The sequence below is a fragment of the Robertmurraya sp. GLU-23 genome (assembly GCF_052983275.1).
Genome location: NZ_JBRKCV010000005.1, coordinates 155,264 through 169,190, shown reverse-complemented (window position 1 = coordinate 169,190; position 13,927 = coordinate 155,264). Strand labels below are relative to the sequence as shown.

At 37.3% G+C, this 13,927-nt stretch carries 10 protein-coding genes; 6 read left to right on the top strand and 4 right to left on the bottom strand.

Annotated elements, in window-relative coordinates:
- Positions 1-17: 17 nt before the first annotated feature.
- Positions 18-578, bottom strand: coding sequence for a DUF2777 domain-containing protein (locus tag ACVBAX_RS11175; RefSeq protein ID WP_430773569.1), 561 nt, complete (start codon positions 576-578; stop codon positions 18-20).
- 194 nt (positions 579-772) lie between these two features.
- Here ACVBAX_RS11175 and asnB point away from each other — a divergent pair, with 194 nt between their 5' ends.
- Positions 773-2,626, top strand: a complete 1,854-nt coding sequence (gene asnB, locus ACVBAX_RS11170; RefSeq protein WP_447117092.1) for an asparagine synthase (glutamine-hydrolyzing) — start codon at positions 773-775, stop codon at positions 2,624-2,626.
- Between the two features lie 485 nt (positions 2,627-3,111).
- Here the strand turns inward: asnB and ACVBAX_RS11165 are convergent, their stop codons facing one another.
- Positions 3,112-4,467: an MATE family efflux transporter gene (locus ACVBAX_RS11165; RefSeq protein ID WP_430773571.1), complete on the bottom strand. Its 1,356-nt coding sequence runs from the start codon at positions 4,465-4,467 to the stop codon at positions 3,112-3,114.
- A 98-nt stretch (positions 4,468-4,565) separates the two neighbouring features.
- Positions 4,566-6,323 carry an alpha-glycosidase gene (locus ACVBAX_RS11160; RefSeq protein ID WP_447117162.1) on the bottom strand — a complete coding sequence of 586 codons (1,758 nt, stop codon included), beginning with the start codon at positions 6,321-6,323 and terminating at the stop codon, positions 4,566-4,568.
- A 351-nt stretch (positions 6,324-6,674) separates the two neighbouring features.
- Between ACVBAX_RS11160 and ACVBAX_RS11155 the strand changes: the two genes are divergently transcribed.
- The 5 genes from ACVBAX_RS11155 (at position 6,675) to ACVBAX_RS11135 (ending at position 12,966) form a co-directional block, all read left to right on the top strand.
- Positions 6,675-7,958, top strand: a complete 1,284-nt coding sequence (locus ACVBAX_RS11155; protein WP_447117091.1) for an extracellular solute-binding protein — start codon at positions 6,675-6,677, stop codon at positions 7,956-7,958.
- Positions 7,959-8,076: 118 nt separating this feature from the next.
- Positions 8,077-9,363 (top strand): ABC transporter permease subunit, encoded by a 1,287-nt coding sequence (locus ACVBAX_RS11150; RefSeq protein WP_430773573.1) that lies wholly within the window; start codon positions 8,077-8,079, stop codon positions 9,361-9,363.
- 1 nt (position 9,364) lies between these two features.
- Positions 9,365-10,207, top strand: a complete 843-nt coding sequence (locus ACVBAX_RS11145) for a sugar ABC transporter permease (protein WP_430773574.1) — start codon at positions 9,365-9,367, stop codon at positions 10,205-10,207.
- A 42-nt stretch (positions 10,208-10,249) separates the two neighbouring features.
- Positions 10,250-11,791 carry an alpha-amylase family glycosyl hydrolase gene (locus ACVBAX_RS11140; RefSeq protein ID WP_447117089.1) on the top strand — a complete coding sequence of 514 codons (1,542 nt, stop codon included), beginning with the start codon at positions 10,250-10,252 and terminating at the stop codon, positions 11,789-11,791.
- Positions 11,792-11,904: 113 nt separating this feature from the next.
- Positions 11,905-12,966, top strand: coding sequence for a LacI family DNA-binding transcriptional regulator (locus ACVBAX_RS11135; RefSeq protein ID WP_447117088.1), 1,062 nt, complete (start codon positions 11,905-11,907; stop codon positions 12,964-12,966).
- 19 nt (positions 12,967-12,985) lie between these two features.
- On the opposite strand, the gene ACVBAX_RS11130 is transcribed toward ACVBAX_RS11135, so the two are convergent.
- A complete protein-coding gene (locus ACVBAX_RS11130) occupies positions 12,986-13,849 on the bottom strand; it encodes an SDR family oxidoreductase (protein ID WP_447117087.1) in 864 nt (287 codons plus the stop codon).
- Positions 13,850-13,927: the final 78 nt, after the last annotated feature.

Here is a 13,927-nt window from a genome sequence, read left to right as displayed (position 1 = left end):
CCAAGGAGCAGGTTTTATTATACAAATTTTTCAATCACCGTTCTCTTACCAGCGTTAAGTGTAAACTCAAAACGATCGGTTTGCTTTTTATAATAACAGAAATGATGTTGAACATTACAAATTTCCTCTTGATTATCAAAGATAATAAAATTCACACCACTTTTTCTTTCCGCATCTTTTAAAAACGTTAGATGATTGTAGCAATAAATACAGTCAAAGATTGAAAAGCCAAGTGAATTTAAATGGGAGATAAACTGATAAAACGAATCATCGTTGATTTCTTCTAGCAACCGTTCTAGGGAATACATTAAGTGTTTGCGAATTCTTACTACGTCTTGATTTTTTAAATGAAAAGTTTCACTTCCAAATGTTACTTTCCCATCCTCAAATAAAATTCCCTTTTTCCATCGATTGAATCGAAATACCTCAATTTCTTGGTGTAAAAAATCATCCAAAATGGAGGCTTCATCTGTTTCCTCATCGAAAAAAATCCACTGGTTGTTTATATGCTCTACCGTACCTTCTATAAATGCTCTCGTTTGATACTCAAAAAGTTTTAGTCGTTGCTGTCTATTCATGATAAGACCTCCGTTAAAGGCTAAAGGGTATAAAAGTTTTTTAGATCTATCTTCATTCTTTCTAGACATCTTGTTTATATTTTAAACACGCCACTTAAAAATTGGACAATTAACCATTTTTCGCGCCCAGCATAGTATGGGTATATGTTCGGACTGACCAAACAAACGCACTACTTTGAAAGGATGAAAAAAATATGTGTGGCATAACAGGCTGGATTGACTTCCAAAGAGATATGAGAAAAGAACGTGACTCTATTACGAAAATGGCTGAAACCTTGGCAAAGCGCGGTCCAGATGATACAAATGTATGGACAGATATTCATGTAGGATTCGGACATAAACGCTTAATTGTTGTTGACCCAGAGGGTGGAAAACAACCAATGTCTAAATCAAAAAATAATCACAAATATACGATTTGTTATAATGGTGAACTATATAATACCGAAGATATTCGAAAAGAACTGTTAGTAAAAGGATATTCCTTTAGCGGTCATTCTGATACAGAAGTTCTATTAACTGCATATATAGAATGGGAAGAAAATTGTGTGGATCATTTAAATGGCATATTTGCTTTCGCCATTTGGGATGAGAAGAAGGAACAGCTCTTTATAGGACGGGATCGACTTGGCGTTAAGCCGCTTTTTTATTTATCAACAGAAAAAGGGATTATGTTTGGCTCCGAATTAAAAGCGATTCTTGCTCATCCAGAAGTGAAAACAGAAATTGATCGAGAAGGGTTAGCAGAGGTTTTTGCTCTAGGTCCATCAAGATCCCCAGGAAATGGGGTATTTAAAGGGATATCTGAGCTAAGGCCTGCTCATGCACTTACTCTATCCAAAAGCAAAGGACTAAATATTTGGCGATACTGGAATGTAAAAAGTGAGAAGCATACGGACAGTTTGAATGATACCGTGGATAAGGTTCGCTTCCTCTTTACGGATGCGGTTAAACGCCAGCTTGTCTCAGATGTTCCTCTCTGTACATTTTTATCAGGCGGAGTAGATTCTAGTGCCATTACAGCCATTGCAGCGATGGAATATCAAAAAGAAGGAAAAGGGAGCCTTCATACGTATTCAATTGATTATGAAGACAATGACCAATTCTTTAAGGCAAATGAATTTCAGCCAAATTCGGATGGAATCTATATACAAAAAATGTCTAATGAATTTCAGACCACTCATCATAATAGCATTATTTCTCAAGAGCTTCTGGCTGAACATTTAATTGAAGCTGTTCATGTAAGAGATTTACCTGGAATGGCAGATGTAGATTCATCTCTATTATGGTTCTGCCGTGAAATTAAAAAAGATTTCGTTGTTAGTTTATCCGGGGAATGTGCAGATGAAATTTTTGGTGGGTACCCTTGGTTTCGACGTGAAGCAGACTTAACTCGTGAAGGTTTTCCTTGGATGAGATCGATTGAAGAAAGACAGGGTTTGCTCCGAACTGAGTGGCGGGAAAAGTTACAGCTAAAAGACTACATGCTTCAACAGTTCAATAAGACTGTTCAAGAGACTCCTGTTTTAGAGGGGGAGACGAGGGAAGAAGCAAAAAGACGAGAGTTGTTTTATCTGAATATGATTTGGTTTATGACCACCTTACTTGATCGCAAGGATCGAATGAGTATGGGAGCAAGTCTTGAAGTAAGGGTTCCTTTTGCAGATCACCGACTAGTTGAATATGTCTGGAATATCCCTTGGGAAATGAAGAATTACCAAAATCGTGAAAAAGGATTGCTACGAAAAGCATTAGAAGGAATTCTCCCAGATGAAGTATTGTATCGGAAGAAAAGTCCGTATCCGAAAACGCATAATCCGAAGTATACAAAAGCAGTACAGCAGATGCTTGCAGAGATTATGACGGATAAAGGTTCGGTTCTATATGAATTTTTTAATGAAGCAAAACTAAAGGAAATAATTACTACTGAAGGTGCAGCCTTTAAAGAACCTTGGTTCGGCCAATTAATGACTGGCCCACAGCTTCTTGCTCATCTAGCTCAAATTCACATCTGGTTTAAAGATTACAATATTAATATTGTTGAATCCTAAGTAAGGGAAGACGCCATACAAAAAGTTAAAGAGTTCCGTTTGAAGTGCTTATCTTAAAATAAGATAAAACTTACTCCTTATATAAATAAGATGTTTTGTCCTTAATCGAGTAACTAGCAAAAAGTAAAATAAGTGGAGAATTTCCGGTTAGATACAAAATGGAGCCTCGTTTGGGGGTAAATAAGGGGAGTTTTTCCGCTTATGCAAAACAAAAAAGCCTATTTTCGAATTTTTCGAGCAAATAGGCGGGATCCCTCCGCCTATTTGAGCCTTTTTTAATAAGAATTACTAATTAACCGGAATTTCTCCGTATATTTATCAGCTCGGGTGCTTAACCTGACCCCCAACCGATAAATACGGACCCTCTTGAACCTAGAACTCTAGATGTGGAAAAAAGCAGCTTTTTTTGTGTATTTTAATAAGAAAGTACCCGAGAATAGAACCCTTTAGCAAAAAGTGTGGGCATCTTCTGAATTTAGTTCTTTTTAAACTGCTTTCTCTTCTATAAAGGAATGGCGAACCCAAACTTTTGAGCGCCATCTCCAAAGCATGAGTAAGCCTCTCAGCCATTCATCCGCAATGAAAGCAATCCAAATGCCAACGAGACCAAGCCCAAAGGTGATTCCTAGTAAATAAGATAAGGTAACAGCCACCCCCCACATAGAAAGAATTCCCATATATACTGGGAATTTCACATCACCCGTTGCTCTTAGAGAATTGATAATGACTAAGTTGAAAGAGCGGCCTGGTTCTAAAATGATCGTTAACAGAATCAACGTGCTACCCAGTGCAATGATGTCCTCATTGTTTGTAAATAACTTCATTAAATCTTTTGCAAAAAACGAGAAGAGTACGGCTGCGCTTAAGGAAATAATTATAGCAAGACGTAGACTTTTTAAGCATCGATGATACGCATCTTCGTACTTCTTTGCACCAATCATATAACCTATTAATATTTGTGTACCTTGACTTATCGCAATGCTAAAAAGGAAGATAAACATCATAAGATTTTGAGCGTATACTTTGGATGTGAGTGCTTCCGTACCTAGTGTGGCAATAAAGAACGTAATGACCATCTGAGAAGCATTATAGGAAAGTTGCTCACCGGCGGAGGGAATACCAATTTTAAGCAAGTTTCTAACATGCACCTTCGGAAAACGGAACAGCAGGTGAAACGGCAGCTGAACAGGAATTCTTTTAATCATCACGATGATGGCTATAATCAAACCTATGAATCTACTAACAGTAGTTGAGATAGCTACTCCTTCCACGCCGAGAATCGGAAAACCAAAAGGACCAAAAATAAATAAGTAGTTCCCAATCACATTAATAATATTCATGCCAATTGTGATATACATAACATCTTTCGTAAATCCATAACTACGAATGACAGCACCAATTGTCATGATAAACGCTTGAACAAAAGAAAATCCTCCGACAATTAACAGGTAAGAGTTTGCTTCATCCAATAGTTCAGGAGGTAAATCCATCATTAATAAAATAGGTTTACTAAAGAGAAAAATTCCTATACTTAAAAGAATCCCAAAAACAAGATTTGCTCCAAGGGAAACGATTGAAATTTCTGCAGCTGTATTTTCCTGTTTCGCTCCTAAATTCTGTGTGACAAGAATAGCTGTTCCTGTTGCAACAAAACCAAACATTACGATGATTAGCGAAAGAACTTGGTTCGATACGCCAACAGCGGCAACGGACTCATCAGAGTATTGTGAGAGCATTAATGTATCTGCATTCCCCATAAGCATATACAATAAAATTTCAATAAAGATGGGCCATGTTAAAGCAACAAGGGTCATCTTTTGTGTTTTGCTTTTCGTGCTCATGACTAATTGACCCCCTAACATAATAAAAGGAAATAGTCTTAAGCAGAGTGCTTAAGACTATTTAGTAAACAATTCATTTTAACAGATGAAGTGTTAATTTAAAAGGAGATGATTTCAAAGCCAAAAGGAGCAACCGTAACTGAAAGTTGATCAGACTCAGCGGCAAATTCACTATTGTTTAATAAGTCTGTAAGTTTTCTCCCTTTTAAATGAAATGGCAAAGAATGCGTAGCCTCTTTGGACGTAGGGTTTAAAATAACGATAATTGCTTTGTTTCCATCCTTTTTGGAGTAGGCAATACACACTTCTTCATCGGAATTAGCAAGGAAGGAGAAGGTTCCTGAGTTTGCGAGAAGCTTTTCTTCTTTTCTTAGCTTAATTAATGTTTGGATATGTTGTCGCATCTCACTATTCCAATTTTCTTCCTCCCACGGCATGCATTCTCTACAACCAGGGTCCATGACTCCACTTAAGCCAATTTCATCTCCATAATATATACAAGGTGTCCCGATAAATGTCATCATAAAGGTGTAGATGAGCTTCATTCTATCTGTGCTGTCCTTACATTCTGTCAAAATACGCGGTGTATCATGGCTTCCAACGAGGTTAAAAGCAGCTTCATTCACATTGCTAGGATACATTTGAATAACAGATGTCATGTTCTCGATAAATTGCTGCTTTGAAATCTGGTCTTTTGCAAAGAAATTTAATACATTTGTTAGGAATGGATAGTTCATCACTGCATCAAATTGGTCTCCCCGAAGCCAAGGCATCGAATCATGCCAAATTTCACCTAGGATATATAGTTCAGGCTTGACTTCCTTAACCGCATGGCGGAAATCTCTCCAAAACTGATGGTCAATTTCATTCGCTACATCTAATCGCCATCCATCTATATTAAATTCTCGAACCCAGTACCTTCCAACCTCAAGCAAATATTGCTTTACTTCTTCGTTTTGTGTATTAAGTTTAGGCATCGTTTGCTCAAAGGCAAATGTAGAGTAGTTTGGAAGCTCGCCACCTTTTAATGGAAATTCCTTTGTGTGGAACCAACTTGCATACTTTGATTTCTCTCCATTCTTAAGAACATCTTGAAAGGGAGGAAAGTGGTATCCACTATGATTAAACACAGCATCAAGCATCACCTTTATTCCATTTTTGTGACAAGTTTTTACAAGTTCCTTAAAGGTTTCCTTATCCCCAAACTGAGGATCAATTTCCATATAATCAATCGTATCGTATTTATGATTCGAATATGCCTTGAAAATAGGAGTAAAGTAAATTCCAGTGATCCCTAAATCAACTAAATAATCAATATGCTCGATAATACCTTTAAAGTCCCCACCAAAAAAGTTCTTCGGTGATGGAGGTTCACTTGCCCAAGGAAGTGCACCTTCTGGATCATTGGTAAGATCACCATTGGCAAATCTTTCTGGGAATATTTGATACCAGACCGTATCTTTTACCCAGCTTGGAGCACGAAATACTTCGCTCGCATGAAGGAAGGGAAATGAGAAGTAATAGCCCGGATCTTCAGGAGCCTTCTCATAAAATCCTTTTTCTGTATATAAAATAGTTTCTTCTCCATTACTAATAAAGAATCCGTAGCGAATTCGCTTGTAGGTAGGTTGTATGCTTAGAAGCCAGTAATCAAAAAGAGCATCTGTTGCAACTTTCTCCATTTCTGTTTGCTGAAAAATCCAAGCACCATCTTTCCATTCATATTGATCACCGAATAAAAGCTGAACCGTTTGTACTTCTTCTTTACGAGTACGCAATTTTATATGTAATGTATGTTCATCAATGGGATATGCGTATTCATCTGTAGGACGATGATAGATAGAAGAACGAGTAATCATAATATTTTCCTCCTTTTGTGCAATCGATTGCATTTAATTCTACTTTCTTTACGTTAGCAGATATGTGAAAACCCTTCAACAATTACATGGCAAAACACTTATAAATTTTTTTCTTTGTATTTTATGTGAAAATAGTTGTCAAAATGAAAAAACTAGGTATAATAAAAAATATAGTTTGTGCAATCGTTTTCACAACTCTATTATTTCAGTTGAACATATAAGATCAATAAGTTACTTCTTTTTAACTTATTGTGGCAACGTTTTCATAGAGTGCTGTTTTTGTAGATTTGTGCAATCGTTTGTACAACTAGCAGAAAATAAAAACATACATTTTTGGAGGGGTCAATAATGAAAAAAGCATTTTCGCTTTTCATGATGATCATGTTAGTACTAGGAGTCCTTGCTGCATGTGGACCAAATCGTGAGGAAGGTACTTCAACAGAAAATGAAGGTGGCAATACGGCTGGAGAAGAACCAGCAAAGCCAGAGAAATTAGTAGTATGGGAAGATACAGATAAAGAGGTTGCATTAGAGCCTGCTATCGAAGCTTTTGAAAAAGAATATGGCATTAAAGTTGAGTATAAAACATTAGGAATGGCAGACAAAATTCGTGACCAACTTCGTCTAGATGGACCTGCTGGAAATGCTCCAGACGTTGTAACACTGCCACATGACCAAATCGGTCAAGTAGTTGTTGAGGGATTAATCTCAGAAATTGAAGTAGATCAAGAAGTACTTGATACCTTCACTGAATCTTCAATCTCAGCTCAAATGTATGATGGAAAGCTTTATGGACTACCAAAAGCGACAGAAACTCCAGTCTTTATTTACAACAAAGCGTTAATGGAAAAAGCTCCTGAATCTTTTGATGAGTTATATACTTTCTCAAAGGATTTTACTAAAGGCGATAATTACGGTTTCTTAGCTCTTTGGGATAACTATTACTTCGCTCATGGTATTATGGGTGGAAACGGTGCTTACGTATTTAAAGAAGAAAATGGTGCATTAAACCGCGATGATATCGGTCTAAATAACGAAGGTGCTGTAACAGGTGCTGAGTACATTCAACAATGGTATAAAGAAGGCCTTTTCCCTAAAGGAATCATCGGTGAATCTGGTGGATCAGCTATGGACGGGCTATTTAACGAAGGAAAAGTTGCTTCTGTTATGAATGGTCCTTGGGCATTCCAAGCAATGAAGGATGCTGGAATTGACTACGGTGTTGCACCGCTTCCAACTTTACCAAATGGTGAAAATGTAAAAACATTTATGGGTGTTAAAGGATGGCATGTAACAGCATTCACGGAAAATCAATATTGGGCTACAAAGCTTGTTGAATTCATAACAAATGAAGATAGTGCAAAAACGCGTTTTGAAACAACTGGGGAAATTCCACCAGTTAAAACTCTAATCGAGGATCCAATTATTGCTGATAACGAAGCAGCAAAAGCAGTAGCTGTTCAGTCTTCCTATGCGATTCCAATGCCAAATATTCCAGAAATGGCTGAGGTTTGGTCTCCAATGGCATCAGCATTACAACAAATTGCTACCCAAAAATCAGAGCCAAAGGCAGCTCTTGATTCGGCAGTAGATACGATTAAGAAGCAGATTGAGACGAACCACGCAAAATAATTTGTGCTACAATCGATAGGCAGTACCTTCGGTATTGCCTATCATTACATTCTTTTAGGCAAACGGTTGCGCAACAAAAATACATTCCTCCTCAAGTTAGAAAGGGGATAGAAGTCAAATGGAAGCGGAAAAAGTAGGAACAACAAAGCATGCAAAGACAGCTGCATTGCTTTCAATTGTCCCAGGATTAGGGCAATTTTATAATCGTCAGTTTTTAAAAGGAATCATCTTTCTTGTATTAGCAGCTTCATTCGGTATTGTGTTTGGCGACATATTAAACATGGGGTTTTGGGGATTGTTTACATTAGGTGAAATACCTAAAGTAGACCATTCGATCTTTCTTTTGATTGATGGAATTATCGCATTGATTGTTACAGTGCTAGGGTTAGGGGTGTATGCATTTAACCTTTACGATGCACACTCTAATGGGAAAAAACGTGATCTAGGTTTAAAACTAAATTCAGTTAGAGAACAATACCACAACTTAATTGACGGTGGTTTTCCATATTTAATGATTTCACCAGGGTTTTTGCTATTAATTTTTGTTGTAATCTTTCCGATTATATTCGTCATCTTATTAGCATTTACAAACTACGATTTATACCATTCACCACCTGCTAAGTTAGTTGATTGGATTGGGATACAGAACTTTATAGATATTTTTAAAATTGATATCTGGCGTAATACGTTCTTTAAAGTATTAGGTTGGACAATTGTCTGGACTTTTGGTGCGACAACGTTCCAAATTGCTTTAGGGATGTTCCTTGCCATTATTGTTAATCAGAAAGATCTAAAAGGTAAAGCGATTATTCGTACGATATTAATTTTACCTTGGGCGGTACCAGCATTCGTATCCATTATGATCTTTTCTGGAATGTTTAATGAAACCTTCGGTGCAATAAATAAAATGATATTACCAGCTCTAGGGTTAGATCCGCAGCCATGGATGACAGAAGCCAACTGGACACGTCTAGCATTGATATTAATTCAAGGTTGGTTAGGTTTCCCATTCATCTTTGCAATGGTAACTGGTGTTCTTCAGTCGATTCCAGAGGACTTATATGAAGCAGCTACTGTAGATGGTGCTAATATTTGGCAAAAGTTCTCGAAGATTACTTTACCACTTGTCTTGTTTGCAACTGCACCAATCATGATTACACAATATACGTTCAACTTTAATAACTTCAATGTTATCTTCCTCTTTAACAACGGGGGACCAGCTGTGCCAGGGCAAACCGCATGGGGAACAGATATTCTAATATCATGGATCTATCGATTAACGATGACTTCAGCACAATATGGAAAAGCAGCAGCCATCACAATGATTCTATCCTTCATTATTATTGCAGTGGCTTTATGGCAATTTAGAAGAACAAAATCATTCCAAGAAGAGGATATGATGTAATATGAGTATGAAAAAGAATAAAATCATAAGACTTACACTGTCATATTTAGTCATTGCGGTAATGGCAGTTATTGTATTCTACCCATTGCTTTGGATTATTGGATCTTCGTTTAATCCTGGGAATAGTCTCTCGGGCTCGACGATGTTTCCAGAAAACCCAACACTAGCACACTATAAGCATCTGTTTGATGCTGACAAGAGTGACTATATTATGTGGTATAAAAATTCCTTGAAAATCAGTATTATCACCATGGTATTAACTGTTGCAAGTGTATCATTAACCGCATACTCATTCTCAAGGTATCGTTTTGTTGGTCGTAAGAATGGTCTAATCACATTCTTAATTCTACAAATGATTCCAAACTTTGCTGCATTAATTGCCATCTTTGTTTTAGCAAACCGTACAGGTTTAATTGATACACACCTAGGATTAATACTTGTGTATGTCGGTGGCCAAATTCCAATGAATACGTATTTAATGAAGGGATACTTAGATACGATTCCGAAAGAGCTTGATGAATCTGCAAAAATGGATGGGGCGGGACACTTAAGAATTTTCTTCCAAATTGTTATGCCACTTGCAAAGCCAATTTTAGCAGTAGTTGCTTTATTCTCATTTATTGCTCCTTTTGGTGACTTTATCTTAGCGCGAATCTTATTACGATCAGAAGATAAATTTACATTATTAGTTGGCCTATATGAACTAGTTGCGAAACAGTTCGGAAACGAATTTACAAAGTTTGCTGCAGGTTCAGTACTTATTGCTATACCAATCGCTGCATTATTCTTAGTTTTCCAAAGATATTTCGTTTCTGGTTTGACGGCTGGAGGAACAAAAGGATAATCTTGTAGGGAAGGATTTCTAACAGGAAAAGGAGGAGCGGAGATGAAAAAGAAAATACTTTCTTTCATCTTAATCCCGTTTCTTCTTTTTTACTCCCTACCGGTAGGTGCAGTGGAAAAAGAAGAGCGAAAATGGCAGGATGAGACTTTTTATTTTATTATGATCGATCGCTTTAATAATAGCGATTTCAGTAATGATTTTAAAGTAAATATGGATGATCCCAAATCATATCATGGCGGTGACTTTCAAGGTATAATCGATCAATTGGATTATATTAAAGACATGGGGTTCACCGCTATTTGGCTTACCCCCATTTTTGATAATGCGGATAAGGGCTATCATGGATACTGGATTACTGACTTTTACAACACAGAAGAACATTTTGGCACGATAGAAAAGTTTAAAGAATTAGTAAATGAGGCACATAAACGAGACATAAAGATCGTCCTTGACTTTGTTGTCAATCATGTTTCACCCGAACACGAGTGGCTGACAGACGGCGAGAAAAAGGATTGGTTTCATGAAAATAAAGAAATTTTAAATTGGGAAGATCAAGATGAGCTCAATAATGGCTGGATTTATGGATTACCTGATTTAAATACGGAAAACCCAGAAGTGTCTAATTATCTATTAGAGGCAGCAAAGTGGTGGATCACAGAAACAGATATCGATGGCTATCGACTGGATACGGTACGACATGTACCAGTTAGATTTTGGGAAACATTTACTAAAGAGGTAAAAAGTGTGAAAGATGATTTCTACTTACTCGGTGAGGTTTGGGACAATGACCCAAATTATATAGCCCAGTATGACAAAGCAGGGATTGATGGCTTTGTCGATTATCCCTTGAATGAACATTTACGTACTGCTTTTGCTAAGCCAGATCAATCTCTTTATTGGTTGTATACGACTGCGGATCGAAACAAAACCATTTACGAAGAACCTTATTTAATGGGTACTTTTATGGATAATCATGATACTCCGCGTTTTACAAGAGATGCGATACAAAACAATGAGCATCCTGGTCCTCGCTGGAAGCTGGCTCTTACTTACTTATACACGATCCCTGGTATTCCGATTGTGTATTATGGTAGTGAGATTGCTCTAGATGGTGGAGAAGACCCTGATAACCGTAGACAAATGGATTTTCGAACAGATAAAGAATTGGTGGATTATATTTCTCAAATTGGAGCTGCTAGACAAACACTTCCGTCCTTAACCCGTGGTACATTCGATTTTCTATATGAAGAGAAGGGGATGGCGGTATATAAAAGGGAATATAATGGTGAAACCACTGTTGTAGCAATTAATAATACTACAAAAACACAAACCGTAACCATTACAGAAGGTCTTGAAAAGGATAAAGAACTTCGAGGAGTACTTAGTGATGATATTGTACGTGGAAAAGGTGACGAATATACGCTCGTTCTCGACCGTGACCAAGCACAAATTTATATCTTAGGACAGAAAACAGGGTTGAATATTCCATATATAATTATAATGGGAGCTGTGTACGCAGCGTTTATCATATTTATCTATTTGTTATGGAAAAGATCAAAAAGGAAAAAACTCCCGAATCAATGAAAAAAATATACTACAAAAGTATCGGATAGTTAGGGTAGAATATAGAATAAGTAAACCTGAATAATTATTAATACTATTCAGAAATGTAGTTATTAGGAAATGAGGTGGGTAAGATGGCTGTTACAATTAAAGATGTTGCTAAATTAGCAAAGGTCGCACCATCTACCGTATCACGTGTAATTGCAAATAATCCTCGAATAAGTGAAAAAACAAAGAAAAAAGTTAGAGAAGCCATGGATGAGTTAGGATACCATCCTAACTTTATTGCAAGAAGTTTAGCGAGTCAAAGCACACAGGCAATCGGTCTCGTCATGCCGAGCTCTACTGACGTAGTATTTCAGAATCCCTTTTTTCCAACAGTACTTAGAGGTCTTAGTGAAGGGGCCCATGAAAAACACTACGCGTTATATATGACAACAGGAAAGACTGACAACGAAATTCTTGACGGAGTTACGCAGATGGTCCAAGGTGGACGTGTTGACGGAGTGGTCTTACTTTATTCGAAAATTGAAGATAAAGTATTAATGTACTTGCAGGAAAGAGGCATTCCATTTGTAGTTATTGGTAAACCTTTTAAGCATGTGGAGGAAATTACTCATGTTGATAATGATAACTTCCGTGCAACAAAGGAAGTAACGGAATATCTTATTCAGCTTGGGCATGATCATATCGCTTTTGTCGGTGGAAACTTAAACCTAGTTGTTACGGTTGAACGATTGCTTGGTTACGAGAAGGCGCTTCGTGAAGCAGGAATCCCATTAAATGATGACTATATTGTACATGAAGAATTTTTAAGAGAAGGTGGACAAGAAGCAGTAAGGGAATTGCTTTCTTTAAAGGTTCCGCCAACTGCATTGGTTGTCGCAGATGATCTAATGGCCTTAGGGGTTCTTAATACATTAGATGAATTGGGAATTAAAGTACCTGAAGATATATCCATCATCAGTTTCAATAATGTACTAGTATCAGAGATGTCCAGACCCCCTTTGACTAGCGTGGATATTAATATTTTTGATCTTGGGTTTGAGGCTGCTCGAAGCTTAATTCAAAAGATAGAAAACCCAAAAGAACCAATCAAGAGAATTATTATTCCACATCAAATTGTCAAACGTTTCTCTTGTTCATATCCAAATGAAGAAAGAGTATTCTTGCCTCAAAAAGGGACTTTCAGCTGAAAAGTCCCTTTTTGTATCTTTATCCATTGATGACTGTTCCACCATTAACGTGAATCATTTGACCACTAACATAAGAAGAGTCATTAGATGCGAGAAAAACATAACTCGCGGCAAGTTCATACGGCTGTCCGGCTCTTCCCATTGGTGTTGTAGATCCGAATTCTGCTACTTGTTCCGCTGGGAAGGTAGAAGGAATGAGAGGAGTCCAAATAGGTCCCGGTGCCACTCCATTTACTCGGATTCCATCTTTAGCAAGTGACTTTGAAAGAGATCTGGTAAAGGTAACAATGGCCCCTTTAGTAGCGGAATAGTCAAGTAGTTGCTCGTTTCCTTGATAGGCTGTTATGGAAGCTGTGTTAATAATAGAGCTCCCATTCTTAAGGTGGGGAAGAGCAGCCTTAGTTAAATAAAAATAAGAGAAGATATTTGTTCGGAATGTTCGTTCAAGCTGCTCTGACGTGATATCAAGCAAACTTTGTTGTGGATGCTGTTCGGCAGCGTTATTGACGATAATGTCAATTTTGCCAAATGCTTTGATCGTATCATCTACAATTTGATTACAAACCCTCTCATCACCAATATCTCCTGAGGCAAGAATACAGCGTCTGCCTTCTGCTTCAACTTGCTTTTTCGTGTCCTCAGCGTCCTTTGTTTCATTTAAATAGGAAACGACAACGTCAGCTCCTTCTTTTGCAAAATAGATGGCTACTGACTTCCCAATTCCACTATCACCACCCGTAATAATCGCTACTTTGTCTTTTAATTTATTGGAGCCTTCATACTGTTCACTAACATGAATTGGAATGGGGTTCATTTCATCTTCAACACCGGGTTGATGATTTTGATGTTGAGGTGGAAAGGTTTGTTTGTTATTCTGAGACAAGCATATCCATCCTTTCAAATTGTTATTGTCATTTTTGTAGTATAGGGTAAATGTGGGGAATTATATGCAATCAGAACA